Source organism: Pedococcus sp. P2_A3, from assembly GCF_056405035.1.
This window is the reverse complement of record NZ_JBFUCW010000014.1, coordinates 91654-114593: the sequence shown is the minus strand read 5'-3', so window position 1 is coordinate 114593 and position 22940 is coordinate 91654. Positions and strand designations below refer to the sequence as shown.

The following is a 22940-nucleotide window of genomic DNA, read 5'->3' as shown; positions in this document are numbered from 1 at the left end:
AGGGTCGTCGATGATGCAGGGTCGTCGATGACGGCGAGGACGGTCGGCACCTCGGTCGCCAAGGCCGCGGCCGTCATCGCGGTCGTGACCCTCCTGGCCCGGCTGGCGGGCTTCGGACGCACCATCGTCTTCTCGCGCACCGTCGGCGCGGGCGGGGTGGGTGACACCTACCAAACCGTCAACATGCTCCCCAACGTCGTCTACGAGGTCGCCGCCGGTGGCGCCCTCGCCGCCGTGGCCGTGCCGCTGATCGCCGGCCAGCTCGGCGCCGGGCGTCGGGAGGACGCCGACCGGACCGCCTCGGCCCTCCTCACGTGGGCCGTCGCGGTGCTGGTGCCCCTCTCGGTGCTGCTGGCGCTGTCGGCGCCGTGGCTGAGTGACGCGCTGCTCGGGCACACGATGGTGCCCGGCGCCGCCGACCTCGGCACCACGATGCTGCTGGTCTTCGCACCCCAGGTGGCGCTCTACGGTGTCGGGGTCGTGCTCGCCGGCGTGCTCCAGGCGCACCGCAGGTTCCTCGCGGCAGCCCTCGCACCCCTGCTGTCCAGCCTTGTCGTCATCGGCGCCTACCTCGGCTACCGGCTCGCCGCCGACCCCCGGACCACCCCGGCCGACATCTCCGCCGGGGCGACCTGGGTGCTGGCAGGCGGCACGACCCTCGGCGTGGTCGTGCTGAGCCTGCCGCTGCTCGTGCCTGCCGTGCGGGCCGGGGTCCGGCTCAGGCCGACCTTCAGCTTCCCCGACGGGGTGGCCAGGAGGGCCGGTTCCCTCGCCGGCGCGGGGGTCATCGCCCTGGTGGCCCAGCAGGCCGCCGTGGCGGCGACCCTGTGGCTCACGCACGCACCGCGCACCGTCGACACCGGTGCCGTCAACGTCTACGCCTACGTCCAGGCCGTCTACCTGCTCCCGTATGCCGTGCTGGCCGTCCCGATCGCGACGTCCGCGTTCCCGGCGCTGGCCCACTCGACCGCGGCCGAGGAGCTCCAGCAACAGGTCGGGACGACAGCACGCGACACCCTTGCTGCCGCACTGAGGGGCATCCTGCTGCTCACCGCCGGGGCGGTCACGGTGTTGATGGCGGTCGCCAAGCCGGTGGGGGTGTTCTTCGGCTCGTTCGACAGTGGCGCAGACGCTGGTGGGGCCGCCGCCCTGGCGGCGTTGCCCGGCGCGTTGTCGGCGTACGCCCCCGGCCTGGTGGGCTTCTCGGTCTCGGCCCTGCTGACCAGGGCCTTGTACGTGCGGGGACGCCCGATCCACGCCGCCCTCGCGGTGGCGGCGGGCTGGGCCCTGGCCGCCCTGATCCCCATCGCGCTGATCCCGGAGGGCTCGCCCGCAGGGACGACCCTCGGTGTGCTCGGCATCGGCTCGACGGTGGGGATGACCGTGTCCGCGGCCGTCCTGGCCCTCCTCGTGCGCGGCGCGTGGGGACCCGAAGCCGTCCGCGGTGCGGGTCGGACCCTCGGTGCCGCCGTCGTCTCGGTCGCGGTCGGCCTGGCAGTCGGTGACACGGTCGCGCGCGGCCTGTCTCCCGACTCCCTGTGGTCGGCGCTCGGCAGTGGCGTCGTCGTCGGGCTCGTGACCCTGGTGGCCTACCTCGGCGTGATGATGGTCGCCGACCGCAGGGCCATGACGGCGCTGCGCGAACGCGGGCGAAACCGAAGGAGGGGGACGTCGGCGTGAGGGTCGTGATGCTCCTCGGCCTCAGCGCGGGTGGGATCGGGACCCACGTGGTGGAGCTCAGTGCCGGCCTGCGGGCGCTCGGCGACGAGGTCACCCTGGTGACCGACCGGTCGACGGCAGTGCGGTTCGACCTGACCGACGCGCGGCTGTGGTGGCCGGGGCGGGCGTCGGGGCTCGTCGGCGCACTGCGCACCCTCGGGCGTCTGCGTCGCCTCGTGCGTGCCGCAGACGTCCTGCACGCCCACGGCCACCAGGCGGGACTCCTTGCAGTCGTCGTGGCGACGGGCACGCGGACCCCCGTGGTCGTGAGCCAGCACAACGCCGTGCTGGTCGGGGGACGCCGACGGCGCGTCCTCGACCTCGTGCAGCGGGTGGTGGCCAGACGGGCCACCCTCGTCACCGGCGCCAGCAGCGACCTGGTGGCCGAGGCCCGGCGGCTGGGAGGTCACGACGTGCGCCTCGCAGCCGTGCCCTCCCCGCGGGTGCCCGCGCTCCTCGCCGAGGAACCACTCGACGAGGATGCACGACGTGCGCTGGCCGCAGAGCTGTTGCGGGAGAACGGGATCGAGCCCCTGACCACCCACGCGCCCCTCGTGCTGTCGATTGCGAGGGTGGCGCCGCAGAAGGACCTGGCCACCTTCATCGACACGATCGCCGGCCTCACGGTGCCCGCGACAGCGGTGGTCGTCGGTGGTGGTGACGAGGACCTGCGAGAGGCGCTGGCACGGCGGATCCGCGACGACGGGGTCCCCGTGCACCTCGTGGGTCCGCAGCCCGACCCGGCGCGGTGGCTGCGCGCCGCCGACGTGTTCGTCCTGACCTCGACCTGGGAGGCCCGGGCCCTGGTCGTCCAGGAGGCGATGGCCGCGGGGCTGCCGGTGGTCGCGACCGACAGCGGGGGACTGCCCGACCTGGTCGAGGGCATCGGCACGCTCGTGCCGGTCGGTCACGCGGGTCAGGCCGCGGGTGCGGTCGAGCGCTACCTCACCGACCCGGCCGCGCGGCATACCGCCTCCGTGAAGGGACGAGAACGGGCCGCATCGTGGGACGACGGGGCGGCGACGGCGCGCCGCTGGCACGAGTGGTACTCAGGCATGCTCGGAATGACGTAGGCTTGAATCCCGTGGTGGAGCAGACGAAACACATCTTCGTAACCGGGGGCGTTGCCTCCTCACTCGGCAAGGGGCTGACGGCCTCAAGCCTCGGACATCTGCTCCGGGCCCGCGGTCTGCGGGTCACCATGCAGAAGCTCGATCCCTATCTGAACGTGGATCCGGGCACGATGAACCCCTTCCAGCACGGCGAGGTCTTCGTGACCGACGACGGCGCGGAGACCGACCTCGACATCGGTCACTACGAGCGGTTCCTCGACAGCAACCTCGTGGGCAAGGCGAACGTCACGACCGGGCAGATCTACAACCAGGTCATCGCCAAGGAGCGCCGGGGGGAGTACCTCGGCGACACCGTCCAGGTCATCCCGCACATCACCAACGAGATCAAGGAACGGATGCGGGCGCAGGCCGCCGGCAGCCCCGGGGTGAAGCCCAGCGAGGCGCCGGACATCATCATCACCGAGATCGGCGGCACCGTCGGCGACATCGAGTCGCTGCCGTTCCTCGAGGCCGCCCGCCAGGTGCGCCACGACGTCGGCCGCGACAACGTCTTCTTCCTGCACGTGTCGCTCGTGCCCTACCTCGCCCCGAGCGGCGAGCTGAAGACCAAGCCCACCCAGCACTCGGTGGCCGCGCTGCGCCAGGTCGGCATCCAGCCTGACGGCCTCGTGCTGCGGGCCGACCGGGAGATCCCCGACAGCATCAAGCGCAAGATCTCGCTGATGTGTGACGTCGACACCGAGGCCTGCGCCGCGGCCGTCGACGCCCCGAGCATCTACGACATCCCGAAGGTCCTGCACAAGGAGGGCCTCGACGCCTACGTCATCCGGCGGCTGGGCCTCAACTTCCGCGACGTCGACTGGCACGACTGGGACGAGCTCCTGCGTCGCGTGCACAGCCCCGAGCACACCGTCGAGATCGCGCTGGTCGGCAAGTACATCGACCTGCCCGACGCCTACCTCTCCGTCACCGAGGCGATGCGCGCCGGCGGGTTCCACCACGACGCCAAGGTGTCCATCCGCTGGGTCGCCAGCGACGAGTGCCAGACCGAGGCCGGCGCCCAGAAGGCGTTGGGCGGGGTCGACGCGGTCCTCGTGCCCGGCGGTTTCGGCGTGCGGGGCATCGAGGGCAAGCTCGGCGCCCTGAAGTGGGCCCGGGAGCGCCAGGTGCCGACGCTCGGCATCTGCCTGGGCCTGCAGTGCATGGTGATCGAGTACGCCCGTAACGTGGCGGGCATCGAGGGCGCGAGCTCGACCGAGTTCGACCCGAACACGCCTGCACCGGTCATCGCGACCATGGAGGAGCAGAAGGCGTTCGTCGAGGGCGCGGGTGACCTCGGTGGCACGATGCGGCTCGGGTCCTACCCCGCCAAGCTGACCGAGGGCTCGGTCGTCGCCGAGGCCTATGGCGCGGTCGCCGTCGACGAGCGCCACCGGCACCGCTACGAGGTCAACAACGCCTACCGCGAGGAGCTCGAGGCCGCCGGCCTGGTCTTCTCCGGCCTGTCCCCGGACAAGAACCTCGTCGAGTTCGTCGAGCTGCCCCGCGAGGTGCACCCCTACTACGTCTCGACCCAGGCCCACCCGGAGTTCAAGTCGCGCCCGCACCGCGCCCACCCGTTGTTCGCCGGGCTCGTCGAGGCCGCGATCAACGCCCAGCGGGCCGCCCGCCTCGTGGAGGTCGAGCGTCCGCGCAGCACGGCGGACGCCACGGCGTGACGCAGGGGTCCGAGGGCTTCGGCGAGGAGCTGGCCGACCGCTACGCCGATCTGCCCGTCCTGCACTCCGAGGTGGCCCTGCACGGCCTGGTCTGGGACGTCGTCCGCGACCGGGTCGACCTGGGTGAGGCCGGCGAGGTCACTCGCGAGTACGTGCGGCACCCGGGTGCGGTCGCCGTGGCGGCGCTCGACGAGCAGGGCCGCATCTGCCTGATCCAGCAGTACCGCCACCCCGTCCGGGCGTACGAGTGGGAGGTCCCGGCGGGGCTGCTCGACGTCGACGGTGAGCCGGCGCACGTGGGGGCCGCGCGCGAGCTGCACGAGGAGGCTGACCTCGTGGCCGGGACGTGGCACGTCCTCGCCGACTACGTGAGCTCGCCCGGCGGCCTCGACGAGGCGTTGCGCATCTACCTGGCCCGGGACCTCGCGGGGGTCCCGGACGGGGAGCAGCACGAACGCGAGAGCGAGGAGCTGGGTATGCCGGTGCGCTGGGTCGCGCTGGAGGAGGCCCGCGACGCGTTCCTCGCCGGGCGGTTGCACAACTCCACCCTCGGCATCGCCGTGCTGGCGACGCTCGCCGCGCGGGAGCAGGCCTGGGCCACCCTCCGGCCGGTGGACGCGCCGTGGCCCGCCCGCCGCGCGTAGGGTCGGTCGCATGTACCTGGAGAACCTCGTCCTCGACGCTGCCCAGCCCCAGGTGCGCGGACGCTTCTGGGAGCAGGCGCTGGGCACCCAGACCCTGACCGACGAGCCCGACATCGTCGAGACCCGGCTGTCGCTGGAGGGCGGCCCGACCCTCGACCTCTGCTTCCAGCAGGTCTCCGACCCGCTGCTGTCCTCACCGCGGCTCCACCTCGACCTGCACGGCGGGGACGACCAGGCCGCCACGGTGCAGCGCCTCCTCGGCCTCGGTGCCACCCACCTCGACCTCGGCCAGGGCGACGTGCCGTGGGTGGTGCTGGCCGACCCGGAGGGCCACCCCTTCTGTGTCATGGAGGAACGCGAGTCCTACCGCGACACCGGCCCGATCGCGGCGGTCCCGATCCTGGGCGACGACCCCGACCGCGACGCGGCGTTCTGGGCCGAGCTGACCGGGTGGCTGGCATCCGCCGGCACGGCCCCGCAGTCGCTGCGGGACCCGTCCGGCCGTGGGCTGGTGCTGGAGTTCTTCGCGACCCGGGAGCCCAAGGCGGGCAAGAACCAGCTGCACCTCGACCTGCGACTCGAGGCCGGGGACGACCTGGCCGCGCTGGTCGACCACGTGGAGAGGCTCGGTGCCGTGCGCCTGGACCACGACTGGGGCGACCTGCCGTGGACTTCCCTGCAGGACCCCTCCGGCAACGAGTTCTGCTTCCTCCCGGCGAGGGCCGCGTGAGCGCTTTCGGAGCCGTGGCACCGGGCGCGGCCGTGGCGGATGCCTGCCCGTGTGGCACCGGGCTGGCCTACGCGCAGTGCTGCCGACCACTGCACGAGGGGGTGGCGCACGCCGAGTCCGCGGTCCGGCTGATGCGCAGCCGGTACACCGCCTACGTCGTCCACGACACGGCATACCTGCTGCGCACGTGGCACCCGCGCACCCGGCCGCGCGACCTCGATGCCTCCGGCGGTCCGGTGTGGCAGGGCCTGACTGTCATCGCCGTCGACGACGGCCGCGACACCGACTCGGTGGGTGAGGTGGAGTTCGAGGCGGCCCACTCCGAGGGCGTGGTCCACGAGCGGAGCCGGTTCGTGAAGCGAGCCGGTCGCTGGGTCTACGTCGACGGAGACGTCGACTGAGCGCGGCTGCCCCACGGCGCGGCGCCTCCGACAGAACTGATTCGTATGCCGCGTGGGCCGGTCCGTAGGATGGCCGGGTTCACCACCCGACTGAATCGAAGGATCTCTCGTGCTCCGCACCCATGAGGCCGGCACCCTGCGCGCCGACCACGCTGGTCAGACCGTCACGCTCACGGGCTGGGTCGCTCGTCGGCGCGATCACGGCGGCGTGGCCTTCCTCGACGTGCGCGATGCCAGCGGGATCGTCCAGGTCGTGGCTCGTGACGAGGTCCTCACCGGTGCCGCCCACGACCTGCGCAACGAGTACTGCATCCGCGCGACCGGCGAGGTCGTCACCCGCAGCGAGCACAACGTCAACCCCGACCTGCCGACGGGCGAGGTGGAGGTCGTCGCGAGCTCGATCGAGGTGCTCAACGCGTCGGCGCCGCTGCCGTTCCAGATCGACGAGCGCGTGACGGTGGGTGAGGAGGCGCGGCTCAAGCACCGCTACCTCGACCTGCGCCGCCCCGGTGCCTCGTCCGCCGGAGCGGCGATCCGGCTGCGCTCGCGGGTCAACGCCGCAGCCCGGTCGGTGCTGGGCGCACGCGACTTCGTCGAGATCGAGACGCCGACGCTCACCCGGTCGACCCCCGAGGGCGCCCGCGACTTCCTCGTGCCCGCGCGCCTGGCGCCCGGCTCCTGGTACGCCCTCCCGCAGAGTCCCCAGCTGTTCAAGCAGCTGCTCATGGTCGCCGGGATGGAGCGCTACTACCAGATCGCCCGCTGCTACCGCGACGAGGACTTCCGCGCCGACCGCCAGCCCGAGTTCACCCAGCTCGACATCGAGATGTCGTTCGTCGAGCAGGCCGACGTGCTCGAGCTCGGCGAGGAGATCGTCCGCGAGGTCTGGAAGCTCATCGGGGTGGAGCTGCAGACGCCGTTCCTCCAGATGACCTACGCCGACGCGATGCGCCGGTTCGGCACGGACAAGCCCGACCTGCGGTTCGGCAACGAGCTCGTCGAGTGCACCGACTACTTCAAGGACACCCCGTTCCGCGTCTTCCAGGCGGAGTACGTCGGCGCGGTCGTCATGCCCGGCGGTGCCGCGCAGCCGCGCAAGCAGCTCGACGCGTGGCAGGACTGGGCCAAGAGCCGCGGCGCCAAGGGCCTGGCCTACGTGCTCGTGCAGGAGGACGGCACCCTCGGTGGGCCGGTCGCCAAGAACCTCACCGACGCCGAGCGGGACGGCCTGGCCGCCCACGTCGGCGCCCAGCCCGGCGACTGCGTGTTCTTCGGGGCCGGCGCCACCAAGTCCTCCCGGGCCCTGCTCGGGGCGGCCCGCCTCGAGATCGGCCGTCGCTGTGGCCTCATCGACGAGGACGCCTGGTCGTTCCTGTGGGTGCTCGACGCCCCGCTCTTCGAGCCGTCGTCAGAGGCGGTTGCCGCGGGTGACGTCGCCGTGGGCGCCGGGGCCTGGACCGCGGTGCACCACGCGTTCACCTCGCCCAAGACCGAGTTCCTCGACACCTTCGACACCGACCCCGGTCCGGCGCTCGCCTACGCCTACGACATGGTCTGCAACGGGAACGAGATCGGTGGCGGGTCGATCCGTATCCACCGCCGTGACGTGCAGGAGCGGGTGTTCAAGGTCATGGGCCTGTCGGAGGAGGAGGCGCAGGAGAAGTTCGGGTTCCTCCTCGACGCGTTCGCCTTCGGCGCCCCGCCGCACGGTGGCATCGCGTTCGGGTGGGACCGGATCGTCTCGCTGCTCGCCGGCACCGAGTCGATCCGCGACGTCATCGCCTTCCCCAAGTCCGGCGGGGGCTACGACCCGCTGACCGCGGCTCCCGCGCCGATCACCGCGGAGCAGCGCAAGGAGGCCGGTGTCGACGCCGAGCCCGAGCCTGCCGAGGCCAAGGCCGGCACCGAGGGCTGAGGCCGCACCACGCACGCCCGGTAGGCCGCCCGCTCGCCCACGCGACTGTGGGACCCGCCGAGCGGGCGGCATACCCGTGCCGGGAACTCGGCCCATCGCCCGACTTCCCGGGCGCTCGGCGAGGTGACCCGCCACGAAGTCGGCCCATGGCCCGCAACCTGAGGGCCGATGGGCAGCATGGCGGACGTGCCGCCGAGTGACGGCTACGCCGCCGGCGACCTCTCCTGACCCTGCGCGGCACCGCCTCACATGCGGACGAGGCCACCACCGTTGGAGATCAGCACGGTCACCGGCTTGCCGGCCACGACGAGGTCGATGAGTGTCGAGGTGCCCACCTGGCGGACCTTGTAGAGGACCCCGCCAGCCGCGCGGACCGGGGCCACGATGCTCAGGATCGACGCGGACGTCCCCGACCTCGAGAGCTGCAGCGTCGGCGCTGCGTTCCGGGTCCAGATGTCGGGGTACTGCCACCCCTGGATCGGGGAGGTCTGGCCCCGCTTGAGCAGGATGGCGCCCGGCGGCAGGGCCTGGCGATACGGGATCTGGAAGAGGATGGTGCGGGTGTTCGACCCCGGCGTCTGGGAGATGGCCGTCGTCCGCGAGTACACGGACGCGGTCTGGTCACTCGGCAGGTGCCACAGGGTCTGGAACTGCTGGGCGCGGGTCGCTCCCGCGCGGTCCAGGGTGACGAGGATGTCGGGGTCCTTGAGGAAGAGGACTCCTCGCGTCCGGGTGACTCCGCTCGCCGGCACGTCGCGGAACTCGTAGAACTCGGAGGTGGTGCCGATGAGCTTGCGGGTCAGAGTGGTCGCGGGGAACAGCTCGGTGCTCATGGGCGTGGTCAGCGCGCTGTGCCCGTACTCGCTGCGCACCCAGGCGCGCCACTGGTCGGGCTGGTAGCCCGCGTGACCGGCGTCGACCAGGATGGGCCGACCCCTGGAGGTGTAGGTGATCCCCATGTGGTCGTTGTGGCCGTGCACGGCCCGTCGAGGGCCGAACCTGATGCTGTAGGTGGACTCCTGCGCGTACGTACGGTCACCGGTGCCCCAGCCCGTGCGACCGAACACGTAGCCCTGGTCATAGACGGCGACGCGGTTCGTCGGCGGGGTGCCCTGGGTGCCCCCGCTCGCCACGTACTCGGTCGGCGTGCCGGGGAAGGACTGCGTGCTGAACAGCTCGGAGTCACCGATCTGGTGCAGCCGGCCGGTGGAGTCAGTGGCTTGGGCCAGCCAGATGGCCAGGAGCCGACGCCGCTCCTCGATCGTCGCCCCGGGATCGGTGTTGCAGGCACGCAGGACAGCGACCGCGCGCCCCCACTGCGTGTAGTTGTAGTGGCCGTAGCCCGTGGACTGCTCGTTGGTCGCGCCCTGGGCGTCGATGTTGGTCGTGATCCCCTCACCCATGCGCTTCACGGCCAGTGCGCGGTAGTCGGCGTCGTCCAGGAGGCAGCCGACCCCGAAGAGCGCGATGCTCTCGTCGGTCCCGTGGTTCCACGCCCCGCTCCAGTGCGCGATCAGGAACGACGCGTGGTCCCGCAGTGAGGCATCGATCCAGGCGTCGGCGGCGGGGAGCTGGCCGTCGGGAGTGTTGGCGATGATGGCCTGCCTCAGGCAGATCAGGACGTTCGCGCGGTTCTGGGTCGACTCGTAGGCCCCGATGTCGGACTGCCACGAGAAAGGGTTGTCCTTGACCCAGTCGCGGGCGATGGCCTTCACGTGCTCGAGCGCGACGAGGTCCCCGCCCTCGCCGGCACTGATGCCCTGGCCCATCCAGCGCAGGGAGTGCAGCCACATGTACCAGGACGGGTTCTTGTAGGGGTTGAGCCGCCAGTTGATGTTGCCCGTGCCGTCCCCGATCTGGGTCGTGGGGAAGGTCGCCCAGGTGTACTGGTCGCGGAGGACCTGCGACACGGGCGTGTTGTCGTCCACCGGGCCGTACCCGGTGCAGGCGTAGGTGCCCGCGGTCAGCGCTCGGGCGCGCGAGGCGCCGATGTCGGTGGCCGGCGCCTCCGTCGGAGCCACGTAGGGCACCCCGTGGGTGAACTGGGCCACCGTCGGCTCCTCGGGCGCAGGCGGCCTCGATGACGTGGCGGACAGCCCGTGCAGCGCCGCTGCCCGTGTCGTGCCGGTCGTGGTGCTCGCGGCGGCGGTCGATGAGCCCACGGCGACGACACACAGCCCCACCAGCACCACGGCTGCTGTCCCTGCGAAGCGACGCCCGGGCATGGTGTTGCGCGTGACGGTTGACAAGTCCTCCGGTCACCACGACAGACGGTGACCCCTCCCTACGGAGCAGGCTACGTGACGATGCGCCATCTGTCCGGAATTGCGAAAATCCCGACGTTTCGCACCGATACCTCGGGCGTGCTCAGCGGGCCAGGAACCCCACCACGGCGCGGTTGAACTCCTCGGCGTGGCTGGTGTTGATGCCGTGCGGACCGTCCTTGATCACGACGAGCTCGCTGCCGGGCACGGCCTCGTGGGTGCGCCGGCCGGAGACCTCGATCGGCACGATCGCGTCGCTGTCGCCGTGCACGACGAGCGTCGGGACGGTGACCTTGGCCAGGTCGCCGGAGAAGTCGGTGACCCACGAGCGGATGCACTCCGCCGCAGCGTGGACGTCGGCCTCGGCCGCCAGGGCCAACGCGTCCTGACGTTGTTCCTCGGTCACCTTGAGCTCGCCGTTGGCGCTGAAGAAGTTGGTGGTGAACGCGTCGAAGAAGGCGGGCGGGTCGGCGCGGAGCTGTTCCTGCATCCCGGCCACGGTGTCGAGGTCGAGGGCTCCGTCGGGGTGGTCGTCGTCCTTGAGGAGGCACGGGGGGATGGCACCCGCGAGGACGACGCTGCGCAGTCGGTCCTCGCCGTACGTCCCCACGTAGCGTGCGACCTCGCCGCCCCCCATCGAGAACCCGACCAGGCTGGCGTCCTGCAGGTCGAGCTCGGTGACCAGGGCCTCGAGGTCGCTGGTGAGGGTGTCGTAGTCGTAGGACGAGGCGGCACCGGGCTTGCCGGACTGCCCGAAGCCACGCCGGTCGTAGGTGATCACCCGGTAGCCCTCGTTCGCCAACACAGGGGTCAGGTCGGACCATGACGGGCCGCTGAGCGGCCAGCCGTGGATGAGGACGACAGGACGGCCCGAGCCACCGCTGTCCTCGTAGTGGATCTCGACGTCGCCGTTGGACACGGTGGGCATGTCAGTCCTCTCGTCCGAAGGGGGGTGCAGGTCGAATGTAGGCACATCCGGGCCCTGCGCGCAGGTCAGGACGTGGTGGCCGTGCGGCCGGTCAGAGCGAGCGCGCGGCGGGACGCTCGGCGTCCGGCATCCCGCCGGTCACCCGCTGGCCGTCCACGGTCACGACGGCCCGCTCGGACCAGAACGCCACGCGGTCTCGCACCCGGACCGCGTCGTCCAGCGGATCGGGGTAGAACCAGGCGATGTCGGCGCCGTCCTCGAGGTCGCAGCTGAGGTAGCTCGCCCGGCCCTTGTACGCGCAGACGGTGTGGGTGTCCGACGCAGTGAGGAGATCCATCCGCACGTCCTCCGGGGGCAGGTACCACCGCGGGGGGAGTGCGGTCTCGAAGAGCGCCAGGGGTCGCCGCGAGTCGGCCAGGACCGTGCCGTCGAGCTCGACGACGACGTGGCGGTCACTGGCCAACACGTCGATCCGCTTGTACGGGTCGTGGGCGTGACCCATCACGGGCTGGTCCTCCTCGACCCAGCTGAACCGCGAGAAGTCGAGCACCACCCGGCCCCCCAAGTCGGGGTCGTCGGGCCGGAAGCCCACCTCGACCAGCTCACCGTCGGCCCCGCGCAGGGCGACCGGTGTCCCCGGGCAGGTGTGCAGCTCGAAGTGCCTCGGACCCAGCACGGGCGGCAGGCCGGCCGGCTCCTCGCGTCGCGGGAGGTCGACGAGATCGGCGGTCAGCGCAGCGGTGGGCACGGCATACTCCGGCACCACCCGCCTGGGCTCCCAGACGAGGAGGGCGTCGGTCGTGTCGACGACCACCCGTCCGTCCCTGGAGGCGCGGAGCCGCTTGGGTGTGGCGCTGCAGCGCAGCTGGCCCACCCCCCGGAACCACTGCTGGTGGAGGTCGAGTGCCATGGTCCAACCATGCGCCGCCAGGACGCATCGCGGCAACGCCCGACCCAGCCGAACGGGGTGACCGCCCGATCGGGCGTCAGTCCACGAACCGACGGCTCGACCACTCGTGCACGTCGCCGTAGCCGAGCCCGAGGTAGAGCCGGCGAGCCACGGCGTTGTGCGAGTACATGCCGAGCGTGCAGACGCCGGACTCCTCGACCGCTCGACGGGTGAGGTATGCCGTGACGGCCAGCCCCAGCCCCCGGCCGCGGTGCGCCGGGTCGACGGTGATCCCCGACAGGATCGGGTGTCCGGCGAGGCTGCGTTCGCGGACGCCGCAGGCCACCAGCCGGCCGTCGTCGTCACGGACGCCGACCCAGTGCTGCTCCGGGTGCTCGAACGGCCGGGCGTCGGTGCCCGGGTTGGCCGCGGCGAGCAGGGCCGTGATCTCCGGCTGGTGCCCGCGGGTGAGGCGCACCAGCCGCGACTCGGCCGCGACCTCCGGAGGGGGTGCGATGGTGCACAGCCACTCCCAGTCGTTCCCCTCCTGCAGACGCACGTGCCGGGCGACCGCCTCCAGCGACCCGCGTTGCACGGTCACTGACCGCACCTCAGGGGAGAGCAGCTCTCCTGCGACGAGGGCCTCGACCAGGGGGTCCACGTCCTCCGGTGGTCCGAGGACCAGCAGCCCGAGGCGTCGGGTGTGCGTGCGCCGGGGGAGGGCCAACGCGTGCCCCAGGGCGAAGCCGTCACCGTGCAGCGGCGACGGCACGTCGTAGCGGACGAACGTGCTGTCACCGCTTGCCCGGAGCGCCTCCGCATGGGTCCGGACGACCCGCAGCGCCTCCGTCACTCCGTGATCCCGAACCGCGCGTGCCACCCGCGCAGTCGCTTCGGGGCCCACCAGTTCCAGTCACCGAGGAGGGTCATGGTGGCGGGCACGAGGAGCATGCGGACGAGGGTGGCGTCGAGGGCGACGGCGGTGGCCAGGCCGACGCCCGTCTCCTTGATGATGAGGAGCCGACCGGCGACGAAGCCCGAGAACACGATGACGACCAGCAGCGCGGCGGAGGTGATGATGCGACCCGAGCGCTGCAGCCCCACGACGACGGCGTCGTCGTTGGAGTAGCCGCGCTCGTGCAGCTCCACGATGCGCGAGAGCAGGAACACCTCGTAGTCCATCGACAGCCCGAACCCGAACGCGAGCACCAGCAGCGGGATCGTGGACTCCACGGCTCCCACCGAGTCGAAGCCCAACAGGCCCTCGAGGTGGCCCTTCTGGAACACCAGCACGACGATGCCGAGCGACGCCCCGAGGGAGACCACGTTGAGCAGCAAGGCCTTCACCGGGATCACGACCGACCCGGTCATGAGGAACAGCAGCACCAGGGTGGCGAGGGCGACGAGGGCGAAGGCGTAGGGCGCCCGCTCCCACATCGAGTCGGTGAAGTCCTTGAGCCCGGAGGCCTGCCCGACGACGTAGGTGGCGAAGTCGGGTCGGTGGCTGCGCAGCTGCTCGACGAGGTCGCGGGCAGGCTGGTCGAGGGGACCTCCCGGCACGTCGATCCGCACGAGGCTCTCGCTGCCGCGCAACGTCGTGACGTCGAGGACCCGGCCGCCCCGGGGGAGGCGCAGGTCCGCGGCATACTGCTGCGCGCGGTCGAGCGGCGCCTTGGCGACGACGGACACGTCTGCGCCGCCGAGCACGGGGTAGTCCCCGGCCAGCCGGTCGAAGAAGACCCGCTCGGGGGCGGACACGGGCAGGAGCTGGGCCCCGGAGGAGGTGAGCCGCAGGTCGAGCGCGGGAACAGCCAGCGCCAGCAGGGCCGTCGCCACGACGACGATGATCGGGACCGGGAACCGGTGGACCCACTGCGCGAGTCGCGAGAACACCCCGTGCTCCGGGGCCTGCTCGGTGCCGCGGCGCAGCAGCCGGCGCGCCCCGAGCACGCACAGCGCAGGCACCAGGGTGAGGGCGACCAGGACGGCGATGACGACGACCGAGACCCCGGCGGCGCCGATGCCCTTCATCAGCGGTGACTGGAAGACGAGGAGCCCGCCCAGCGAGAGGGCCACGGTCAGGCCGGAGAAGACCACGGTGCGGCCGGCCGAGTCCACCGTCCGTGCCACGGCGTCCACCACCATCGAGCGCGGGATCTGCGCGACGGGCAGCCCCGCGGCTCTGGCCCGCAGTTCCTCCCTGAAGCGGCTCACGACGAGCAGCCCGTAGTCGATGCACAGCCCGAGACCGAGGACCGTCACGACGTTGACGGCGGTGGTGTCGAGGTCGATGAGGTAGGAGAACCCGAGCAGGGACACGAGGGCGCCGGCGATCGACGCGATGGCTCCGGCGATCGGCATGCCGGCGGCCACGAACCCACCGAACACGACGATCATCACCAGGAAGCTGATGGGCAGCGCGATGCCCTCGCCGGTGCGCAGGTCCACCTCCAGCTGCCCCGTGATCGCGTCGACGAGGCCGCGCAGGCCCCCGGACGTGACCGTGGCGCCAGAGCCGGCCGTCGCCGTGCGGACCGTGGCGGTGACCTGGTCGGCGAGCCGGTGGTAGGCGGCGTCGTCCGACCGGTCATCCACCGTCACGACGGTGACGTAGCCGTCGGAGGTGGGGGAGCCGCCCTTGAGCATCGTCGCGGCGGCAGGGGAGGTGAGCCCGCCGGGCACGAGGTAGGGGGAGGCCACCCGGCTCACCCCGGGGAGCTCGCCGACCTGCTGGGCGGCACGCTGCGCCGCTCGGCCGACCGCCGGGCTGGTGACGTCCACTCCGTCGACGCGCACGGTGATCGTGCCGAACCCCGAGCTGCCGGAGTCGACGATGAGGTCGCGCCCGGTCTCGTTCTCGCCGGGCACGGTCGGCTCGCCGGTGGTGAGCCGGTCGAACAGCCGCTCGTTGCCGAAGGCGCCGCCGGCCGCGGCGAACCCGAGCAGCACCAGGAGCACCCAGGTGAGCACGACGACCTTCGGGTGACGCCCCAGCCCGGCTCCCAGGTGGCTGAGGGCGGACCGTGAGCGGTCGGGGTGCGAGCGGGCGGGAGGCGCGGCGTCGGGGTCGGCCTCGTCGGGCTGGGAGGAGTCGTGCCGGTGGGCGTCCTGCTGCTGGACGGCGTGGTCATGGGCGTCGGGCACGGGGGATAGCCTGCCACCCGTGGGAATGGATGCCGGAGGAGACCTGTTCGGCGCTGCGACGGCCGCCCGGGACGGCGACGGCCTCCCCTCGGGCGCTTCGCTCCCCCCGCTGGCCGTGCGGATGCGGCCGCGCTCGCTCGACGAGGTGCGCGGCCAGTCCGACGTCCTGCGGCCGGGGAGCCCCCTGCGTCGGCTGATCGAGGGCTCGGGCGGCGCGGCCGGGGCCCTCAGCGCGATCATCTGGGGGCCGCCCGGCACCGGCAAGACGACGCTGGCCCACCTCGTCGCGACGGCGGCCGACCGCCGGTTCGTCGAGCTGTCGGCGGTCACCGCGGGCGTCAAGGACGTCCGCACGGTCATGGACCAGGCGGCGCGCGAGCGCGACATGTACGACCGGCAGACCGTGCTGTTCCTCGACGAGATCCACCGCTTCACCAAGGCCCAGCAGGACGCGCTGCTGCCCGGGGTGGAGACACGGCAGGTGATCCTCGTGGCGGCGACCACCGAGAACCCGTCGTTCTCGATCATCGCCCCCCTGCTCTCGCGCTCGATGCTCATCACCCTCGGCCCCCTGTCCGACGACGAGGTCCGCGAGGTGCTGGCCTCCGCGGTGACCGACGAACGCGGGCTGGCCGGGGAGTACACCCTCGCCGGCGACGCCACCGACCACCTGGTGCGGATCGCCGGCGGCGACGCCCGCCGCGCGCTGACCTCGCTGGAGGCGGCGGCGGGGGTGGCCCAGGACGGCATACCGGCTGGGTCCTCCCACGACGGTCCGGTCGAGATCACGCTGGCGCACACCGAGCAGGCCGTCGCCTTCGCGAGCGTTCGCTACGACAAGACCGGCGACCAGCACTACGACGTGGCCTCGGCGCTGATCAAGTCGATGCGCGGCTCCGACGTCGACGCCGCGCTGCACTACCTCGCGCGCATGCTCGAGGCCGGCGAGGACCCGCGGTTCATCGCCCGCCGCATCGTCATCTCCGCCTCCGAGGACGTCGGCATGGGCGACCCCACGGCGTTGCAGACCGCCGTGGCCGCCATGCACGCCGTCGCCCAGATCGGCATGCCCGAGGCGCGGATCATCCTGGCCCAGGCCGTCGTGCACAACGCGCTCGCGCCCAAGAGCAACGCCGCCTACACCGGCATCAACGAGGCGATCGCCGACGTGCGCGCCGGCAAGGGCGGCCTGGTGCCCCCGCACCTGCGCGGCAGCGGGTATGCCGGGGCGACCCGGCTCGGGCACGGCGACGGCTACGTCTACGCCCACGACCAGGCCGACGGGGTGGCCCAGCAGGACTACCTGCCGGACGACCTGCAGGGGAAGACCGACTACTACCGGCCCACTGACCGCGGGTTCGAGGAGCGGCTCGGACCGCGCTGGGAGTGGCTCAAGGCGCGCATCCGCCGCTCCTGACCTGCGACGCAACGGGTAGGGTGCCCGCATGGATTCAGTGAGTTTGGGCGACATCGCGGGCATGATCGCGGCGCTGGCCTTCGCGTTCCTGGTCTTCCGACTGGGCAGCGTCATCGGCAAGGCCGGCAAGATCCTCGACGAGACGAGGGTCAGCCTGCGCAGCACCACGGAGAACGTGCAGCCGACCCTGCTCAAGCTCACCGACACCGTCAGCCTCACCAACGAGCAGCTCGCGCGGGTCGACGGCATCACCACGAACGTGTCGGCGATGACGACCAACGCCAGCGCGCTGACCTCGCTGTTCGCGGCCACCCTCGGCTCACCCGTCGTGAAGGTCGCGGCGTTCACCTACGGTGTCCGCTCGGCCCTGAGCGCGAGCGGCACCCGCAACGCAGGCGGCCGTCGCCGCCGCAGGGGCTGATCACCGTGGCACGTCTGTTCTGGGTGGCGCTGGGCGCCGCAGCCGGTGTGTATGCCGTGCGCAAGGTCAGCAAGGCCGCGGAGGCCTACACGCCGGCCGGGGTCGCGCACGGCCTGTCCGACTTCGGCGAGGGCCTGCGTGAGCTCGCGGCTGCGGTGCGCGAGGGCATGGCCGAGCGCGAGGGTGAGCTGCGCCTGGCGCTGGGCATCGACGCCGGCACCGCCGACGACCCCGAGGCGAGTGCGGCCCGGCTCGACGCCGCGTCGGCGCGCGCCCTCCTCGACGACCCCACGGGCCCGCGAGCCTTCCCCCGAGCTCGGTAGGGGCGCTGGCGCACCCGCGTCGTCGCCCCGGCACACCCCCGTTGTTTGCCCGTACGATTCGTCATGCCGGCCCGTCGGTGGCCCCGCATGCGCCTAAGGACTGAGTACTTCATGGAAACCGCCGAGATCAGGCGCCGCTTCCTCTCGTTCTACGAGAGCAAGGGCCACACGATCGTCCCGTCCTCACCACTGGTCTACGACGACCCCAACCTGCTCTTCGTCAACGCCGGCATGGTGCCGTTCAAGCCCTACTTCCTCGGGCAGCAGGCCCCCCAGTGGGACCGCGCCACCTCGGTGCAGAAGTGCGTGCGCACCGGCGACATCGAGGAGGTCGGCAAGACCTCGCGGCACGGCACGTTCTTCCAGATGAACGGCAACTTCTCGTTCGGCGACTACTTCAAGGAAGGTGCCATCCGGTTCGCGTGGGAGCTCATCACCACGCCGCAGGGCCAGGGCGGCTACGGCCTCGACCCCGACAAGATCTGGCCCACCGTCTACGAGGACGACGACGAGGCCTACGACCTGTGGCACAAGACCATCGGTGTGCCCGCGGAGCGGATCACCCGCCGCGGCAAGCTCGACAACTACTGGCACATGGGGGTGCCGGGTCCCGGCGGCCCCTGCAGCGAGATCTACCTCGACCGCGGCCCCGAGTACGGCCGTGAGGGTGGCCCGGCCGTCGACGAGGACCGTTACCTCGAGTTCTGGAACCTCGTGTTCATGCAGTACGAGCTGTCGGCCGTGCGCGCCAAGGACGACTTCGACATCGCCGGCGAGCTGCCCAAGAAGAACATCGACACGGGGATGGGTCTCGAGCGGATGGCGACGCTGCTGCAGGGCGTCGACAACCTCTACGAGATCGACGAGGTCTACCCCGTCCTCGACCGCGCGGCCGAGCTGACCGGCAAGAAGTACGGCGCGCACTCCGGGCACGCGGCCAGCGAGTCCCACCCCGACGACGTGCGGTTGCGGGTCGTGGCCGACCACGTGCGGTCGAGCCTCATGCTCATCGGTGACGGCGTCACGCCCGGCAACGAGGGTCGCGGCTACGTGCTGCGTCGGATGCTGCGTCGCGCGGTCCGGTCGATGCGCCTGCTCGGGTTCGACGAGCCCAGCCTGCCGCTGCTGCTGCCGGTCTCGGTGGAGCGGATGAAGAACTCCTACCCCGAGCTCGAGGCCGGCTTCGACCGCATCTCTCAGATCGCGTATGCCGAGGAGGAGGCGTTCCGTCGCACCCTCGCCTCGGGCACGACCATCCTCGACACCGCCGTCGCGCGGACGAAGGCGTCGGGCGGCCGCACCCTTGCGGGTGACGAGGCGTTCGCGCTGCACGACACCTACGGTTTCCCGATCGACCTCACCCTCGAGATGGCGTCGGAGCAGGGTCTCGAGGTCGACCGAGAGGGCTTCACCCGGCTCATGCAGGAACAGCGTGACCGCGCGAAGGCGGATGCGAAGGCCAAGAAGGGTGGGCACGCGAACACCGAGGTCTGGAAGGACCTGCGCGCCATCGGCGCCACCGACTGGCGGGCGTACCAGGAGCTGCGCTCCGACGCGAAGGTGCTCGGTCTCGTCGTCGACGGGGTCCAGGTGCAGGAGCTGGAGCCCGGTCAGCGGGGGCAGGTCGTCCTCGACCGGACGCCTTTCTACGCCGAGTCCGGTGGCCAGATCGCCGACGAGGGTGTGATCACCGCCGACGGTGCGCACCTCAAGGTGATCGACGTCCAGCGCCCGGTCAAGGGCCTGGTCGCCCACACCGTCGAGGTGCTCACCGGCCCGCTGCGGATCGGGCAGGACGTGTCGGCCGAGGTCGACGCCGACTGGCGCATCTCCGCCTGCCAGGCCCACTCCGGCACCCACGTCGTCCACGCCGCCCTGCGCCAGGTGCTCGGCCCGACGGCCCTGCAGTCGGGCTCCTACAACAAGCCCGGCTACCTCCGGCTCGACTTCGCCTGGGGCCAGGGGCTGTCTCCGGAGACCCGCAGCGAGATCGAGGAGGTCGCCAACCTCGCGGTGCGCCAGGACCTCCCGGTCTCGGCGCAGTACATGACTCTCCCGGAGGCCCGCGCATTCGGGGCGCTGGCGCTGTTCGGCGAGACCTACGACGAGCAGGTCCGCGTCATCGAGATCGGCGGACCCTGGTCGCGCGAGCTCTGCGGTGGCACGCACGTGGGGCACTCCAGCCAGATCGGCGCGCTCACCGTCACGGGGGAGTCCTCGGTCGGGTCGGGCGTGCGTCGCCTCGAGGCCTTCGTCGGCATGGAGGCGCTGCACTACCTGGCCAAGGAGCGCGCGCTCGTCGCGGAGCTGACCGAGATCGTCAAGGTCCAGCCCGGCGAGCTCAAGGAGCGCGTGGCCGCCCTGGTGACCCGCGTCCGTGACGCCGAGCGCGAGCTCGAGAAGCTGCGCCGCGAGCAGGTCCAGGCCTCGACCGGCAAGCTCGTCGAGTACGCCCACGACGTCCATGGCGTGCGGGTCCTCACGCACGACGCGGGCGACGGGACCACCGCCGACGACCTCCGCACGATGGTGCTCGACCTGCGCAACCGGCTCGGCGAGGCGGCACCGTCCGTCGTGGCGCTGACCGGCATCTCGGGCGGCCGTCCGGCGATCGTCGTGGCGACCAACTCCGGCGCCCGCGACCGCGGGATCAAGGCGGGTGCCCTGGTCCGCGTGGCGGCGCAGACGCTCGGTGGTGGTGGCGGCGGCAAGGACGACCTCGCCCAGGGTGGCGGCACCGACGCCACCCGCACCGGTGAGGCCCTCGGCCAGGTCGACCGGGCCGTGCAGGCCGCCAGCCAGGGCGCTGGGTGAACCAGCCCACCCCCACCTCGATGCCCACCCGCCCCGGACGGCGGGTGGGCATCGACGTCGGCAGCGTGCGCGTCGGAGTCGCTGCGAGCGACCCGTCGGGCCTGCTGGCCACCCCCGTCCGCACCGTGGCGAGGGACCCTGACCCCGAGGCCGCCCACCCCGCCGACCTCGAGGAGGTGGCGACGGTCGTGGCGGAGCTGGAGGCGGTGGAGGTCGTCGTCGGGCTCCCTCGCACCCTGGCCGGTGCCGAAGGTGCCGCCGCCGAGGCCGCGCGCACGTATGCTGGGCGGCTGTCGGAGCGCATCGCCCCCGTGCCCGTCCGTCTGGTCGACGAGCGGCTCACGACGGTCGATGCCCACCGCAACCTCCGTGAGAGCGGTGTGGACGGCCGCCGGCAACGTTCGGTGGTCGACCAGGCGGCTGCAGTCCTCATCCTGCAGACCGCACTCGACACGGAGCGCAGTTCCGGGCGGCCGCCCGGCGAGCTGGTCAGGACAGGTGGGCGCAAGCCCCGGACGAAGGACAGGCGGCGATGACCGAGCCCCATCTGGAGCACTCGATCTTCGGGGGGCACGAGGACGCGCACGCGGCCGAGCAGCCGCAGGTCCGCAGCCGTGCAGACCGCCACCGGGCGGCGCGCCCGAAGCGGCGCACCGGGCGTCGCTCGGGGTGCCTGTTCGTGGCCCTGGCGATCGTCGCGGTCGCGGCGTTCGCGGCATACACGGTGCTGCGGCCCGTCGTCGACAACTTCCTCGAGAGCAACGACTACCCCGGACCGGGTACCGGTGAGGTGCAGATCGTCGTCAACGAAGGCGACACCGGCAGCACCATCGGCAAGACCCTGGAGAAGGCCGACGTGGTCAAGAGCGCCGCCGCCTACCTCGACGCCGCCGCCGCCGACTCGCGCGCTGCCGCCATCCAGCCGGGTAGCTACACGATGAAGAAGCAGATGTCCGCGGCCGGCGCGYTCGCCATCCTGCTCGACCCGAAGAACCGCAGCGTGCCGCGCGTCACCGTGCGGGAGGGACTGTGGAAGAGCGAGGTGTTCGCGGCGCTGTCCAAGGGCACCGGGGTGCCCCTCGCCGAGTACACCGCGGCAGCCAAGGACGTGGCCGCGATCGGGCTCCCGGCCGTCGCGAAGGGCAACGTCGAGGGCTACCTCTACCCGGCGACCTACGAGTTCCCCGTCAAGGCGACCGCGACCCAGCAGCTCAAGATCATGGTCGCCAAGGCGGTCGAGGAGCTGCAGAAGGCCGGCGTCGACGAGGCCGACTACCAGAAGACGCTGATCGTGGCGTCGATCGTCGAGGGTGAGGCCGGGGTCGCCGACCGCGGCAAGGTCGCCCGGGTCATCGAGAACCGCCTGGAGAACCCCACGGGTCCGACCGTCGGGCTCCTCCAGATGGACTCCACCGTCAACTACGCGCTCCAGAAGCGCGGCAACCTGACCAAGACCCAGTACGACTCGGCGAAGTCGAACCCGTACGACACGTACGCCCACAAGGGCCTGCCGCCGGGACCCATCAGCAGCCCGGGTGCTGCGGCGATCGAGGCTGCGGCCAACCCGACCGAGGGCCCGTGGTTCTACTTCGTCACGGTGAACTACGACACGGGTGAGACGCTGTTCGCGACCACCCAGGCCGAGCACGACCGCAACAACGCCCAGCGCCAGAAGTGGTGCGACGAGAACAAGCCGAAGTGCGAGGGCGGTGGCTGAGCCGCGCCGGGCGGCGGTCCTCGGATCCCCGGTTGCGCACTCCCTGTCCCCGGTCCTGCACCGTGCTGGGTACCGCACGCTGGGCCTGACCGACTGGTCGTACGTCGCGCACGAGCTGCATGAGGGCGAGCTGGCCCCCTGGGTGTCGTCGCTGGACGCGTCGTGGCGAGGGCTGAGCCTGACCATGCCGCTCAAGGAGGCGGCCTTCTCGGTGGCCACCACCGTCACCGAGACCGCCCGGGTCACCGGGTCGGTCAACACCCTCGTGCGCCGCCGCGATGGGGGCTGGGACGCGCACAACACCGACGTCCGTGGGCTGGAGGCAGCACTGGCGGACCTCGAGCACGACGGCAGCGCCACGCTGCTCGGCGGCGGCGCCACCGCCCGGTCGGCCCTGCTCGCGCTCGGGTCGATCGGGGTGCGACGGGTCCGGCTCGTCCTGCGTGGCGACGCCCGCCCCGAGACCCTGCGCCTCGCGGTGCACGCGGGCATCGCCGTCGAGGTGGTGCCTCTGGCGTCGTGGGGGTCAGCGCACCAGGGCGGGCTCGTGGTCAGCACCCTCCCGCCGCAGGCGGGTGAGGTCGCAGCCCGCGCCCTGGGCACACGGCGCCGCCGCGGCACGCTGATGGACGTGGTCTACGCCGACTGGCCGACGCCGCTGGCGACGGCAGCGGCGTCGGCAGGGATGGACGTGGTCTCGGGCCTCGACATGCTCGTCTACCAGGCGGCTGAGCAGTTCCGCCTCTTCACGGGTCAGCAGCCACCCGTCCAGGCGATGTATGCCGCCGGGAGACAGGCGCTGGGCCGATGAAGGGGCAGCGCC

19 protein-coding genes are annotated in these 22940 nt (G+C 72.0%); 14 read left to right on the top strand and 5 right to left on the bottom strand.

Annotation, left to right across the window (positions count from 1 at the left end; genetic code table 11):
* Positions 1 to 27 precede the first annotated feature (27 nt).
* From murJ to aspS, 7 genes are all read left to right on the top strand, one after another.
* A complete protein-coding gene (gene murJ, locus AC1DX8_RS12700; protein ID WP_477630288.1) occupies positions 28 to 1680 on the top strand; it encodes a murein biosynthesis integral membrane protein MurJ in 1653 nt (550 codons plus the stop codon).
* Positions 1677 to 2792 (top strand): glycosyltransferase family 4 protein, encoded by a 1116-nt coding sequence (locus AC1DX8_RS12695; RefSeq protein ID WP_477630287.1) that lies wholly within the window; start codon positions 1677 to 1679, stop codon positions 2790 to 2792. Before murJ ends, AC1DX8_RS12695 begins: the two co-directional genes overlap by 4 nt.
* Positions 2793 to 2803: 11 nt before the next feature.
* A complete protein-coding gene (locus AC1DX8_RS12690; protein ID WP_477630286.1) occupies positions 2804 to 4510 on the top strand; it encodes a CTP synthase in 1707 nt (568 codons plus the stop codon).
* Positions 4507 to 5154: an NUDIX domain-containing protein gene (locus tag AC1DX8_RS12685; protein WP_477630285.1), complete on the top strand. Its 648-nt coding sequence runs from the start codon at positions 4507 to 4509 to the stop codon at positions 5152 to 5154. Before AC1DX8_RS12690 ends, AC1DX8_RS12685 begins: the two co-directional genes overlap by 4 nt.
* A 10-nt stretch (positions 5155 to 5164) precedes the next feature.
* A complete protein-coding gene (locus tag AC1DX8_RS12680; protein ID WP_477630284.1) occupies positions 5165 to 5884 on the top strand; it encodes a VOC family protein in 720 nt (239 codons plus the stop codon).
* The gene (locus AC1DX8_RS12675) at positions 5881 to 6285 is read left to right on the top strand and encodes a YchJ family protein (RefSeq protein WP_477630283.1); all 405 of its coding nucleotides are present in this window, start codon (positions 5881 to 5883) and stop codon (positions 6283 to 6285) included. Before AC1DX8_RS12680 ends, AC1DX8_RS12675 begins: the two co-directional genes overlap by 4 nt.
* A gap of 109 nt (positions 6286 to 6394) precedes the next feature.
* Positions 6395 to 8200, top strand: coding sequence for an aspartate--tRNA ligase (aspS, locus tag AC1DX8_RS12670; protein ID WP_477630282.1), 1806 nt, complete (start codon positions 6395 to 6397; stop codon positions 8198 to 8200).
* A 245-nt stretch (positions 8201 to 8445) separates the two neighbouring features.
* On the opposite strand, the gene AC1DX8_RS12665 is transcribed toward aspS, so the two are convergent.
* The 5 genes from AC1DX8_RS12665 to AC1DX8_RS12645 form a co-directional block, all read right to left on the bottom strand.
* Positions 8446 to 10425 (bottom strand): heparinase II/III domain-containing protein, encoded by a 1980-nt coding sequence (locus AC1DX8_RS12665; RefSeq protein ID WP_477630281.1) that lies wholly within the window; start codon positions 10423 to 10425, stop codon positions 8446 to 8448.
* Between the two features lie 142 nt (positions 10426 to 10567).
* Positions 10568 to 11392 (bottom strand): alpha/beta fold hydrolase, encoded by an 825-nt coding sequence (locus AC1DX8_RS12660; protein ID WP_477630280.1) that lies wholly within the window; start codon positions 11390 to 11392, stop codon positions 10568 to 10570.
* A gap of 91 nt (positions 11393 to 11483) precedes the next feature.
* Complete coding sequence (locus AC1DX8_RS12655; RefSeq protein WP_477630279.1) at positions 11484 to 12302, bottom strand: DUF427 domain-containing protein; 819 nt, start codon at positions 12300 to 12302, stop codon at positions 11484 to 11486.
* 76 nt (positions 12303 to 12378) lie between these two features.
* Positions 12379 to 13134 carry a GNAT family N-acetyltransferase gene (locus AC1DX8_RS12650; protein WP_477630278.1) on the bottom strand — a complete coding sequence of 252 codons (756 nt, stop codon included), beginning with the start codon at positions 13132 to 13134 and terminating at the stop codon, positions 12379 to 12381.
* Positions 13131 to 15425, bottom strand: a complete 2295-nt coding sequence (locus tag AC1DX8_RS12645) for an MMPL family transporter (protein WP_477630277.1) — start codon at positions 15423 to 15425, stop codon at positions 13131 to 13133. The genes AC1DX8_RS12650 and AC1DX8_RS12645 overlap by 4 nt, the downstream gene beginning before the upstream one ends.
* Positions 15426 to 15450: 25 nt before the next feature.
* Here AC1DX8_RS12645 and AC1DX8_RS12640 point away from each other — a divergent pair, with 25 nt between their 5' ends.
* The 7 genes from AC1DX8_RS12640 (at position 15451) to AC1DX8_RS12610 (ending at position 22928) form a co-directional block, all read left to right on the top strand.
* Positions 15451 to 16842: a replication-associated recombination protein A gene (locus tag AC1DX8_RS12640; RefSeq protein WP_477630300.1), complete on the top strand. Its 1392-nt coding sequence runs from the start codon at positions 15451 to 15453 to the stop codon at positions 16840 to 16842.
* A gap of 37 nt (positions 16843 to 16879) precedes the next feature.
* Positions 16880 to 17263, top strand: a complete 384-nt coding sequence (locus AC1DX8_RS12635) for a DUF948 domain-containing protein (RefSeq protein ID WP_477630299.1) — start codon at positions 16880 to 16882, stop codon at positions 17261 to 17263.
* 5 nt (positions 17264 to 17268) lie between these two features.
* Positions 17269 to 17586 carry a DUF6167 family protein gene (locus AC1DX8_RS12630; protein WP_477630276.1) on the top strand — a complete coding sequence of 106 codons (318 nt, stop codon included), beginning with the start codon at positions 17269 to 17271 and terminating at the stop codon, positions 17584 to 17586.
* Between the two features lie 111 nt (positions 17587 to 17697).
* The gene (gene alaS, locus AC1DX8_RS12625; protein ID WP_477630275.1) at positions 17698 to 20400 is read left to right on the top strand and encodes an alanine--tRNA ligase; all 2703 of its coding nucleotides are present in this window, start codon (positions 17698 to 17700) and stop codon (positions 20398 to 20400) included.
* Between the two features lie 20 nt (positions 20401 to 20420).
* Positions 20421 to 20936: a Holliday junction resolvase RuvX gene (gene ruvX, locus AC1DX8_RS12620; protein ID WP_477630298.1), complete on the top strand. Its 516-nt coding sequence runs from the start codon at positions 20421 to 20423 to the stop codon at positions 20934 to 20936.
* Positions 20933 to 22117, top strand: coding sequence for an endolytic transglycosylase MltG (gene mltG, locus AC1DX8_RS12615; protein WP_477630274.1), 1185 nt, complete (start codon positions 20933 to 20935; stop codon positions 22115 to 22117). Before ruvX ends, mltG begins: the two co-directional genes overlap by 4 nt.
* Positions 22110 to 22928 (top strand): shikimate dehydrogenase, encoded by an 819-nt coding sequence (locus AC1DX8_RS12610; RefSeq protein ID WP_477630273.1) that lies wholly within the window; start codon positions 22110 to 22112, stop codon positions 22926 to 22928. The genes mltG and AC1DX8_RS12610 overlap by 8 nt, the downstream gene beginning before the upstream one ends.
* Positions 22929 to 22940 lie beyond the last annotated feature (12 nt).

Coding starts and splice junctions, on each gene's coding strand:
- AC1DX8_RS12665 (WP_477630281.1), bottom strand. CDS start 10,425: ATGCCCGGGCGTCGCTTCGCAGGGACAGCAGCCGTGGTGCTGGTGGGG.
- AC1DX8_RS12640 (WP_477630300.1), top strand. CDS start 15,451: ATGGATGCCGGAGGAGACCTGTTCGGCGCTGCGACGGCCGCCCGGGAC.
- AC1DX8_RS12660 (WP_477630280.1), bottom strand. CDS start 11,392: ATGCCCACCGTGTCCAACGGCGACGTCGAGATCCACTACGAGGACAGC.
- ruvX (WP_477630298.1), top strand. CDS start 20,421: ATGCCCACCCGCCCCGGACGGCGGGTGGGCATCGACGTCGGCAGCGTG.
- alaS (WP_477630275.1), top strand. CDS start 17,698: ATGGAAACCGCCGAGATCAGGCGCCGCTTCCTCTCGTTCTACGAGAGC.
- AC1DX8_RS12680 (WP_477630284.1), top strand. CDS start 5,165: ATGTACCTGGAGAACCTCGTCCTCGACGCTGCCCAGCCCCAGGTGCGC.
- AC1DX8_RS12655 (WP_477630279.1), bottom strand. CDS start 12,302: ATGGCACTCGACCTCCACCAGCAGTGGTTCCGGGGGGTGGGCCAGCTG.
- murJ (WP_477630288.1), top strand. CDS start 28: ATGACGGCGAGGACGGTCGGCACCTCGGTCGCCAAGGCCGCGGCCGTC.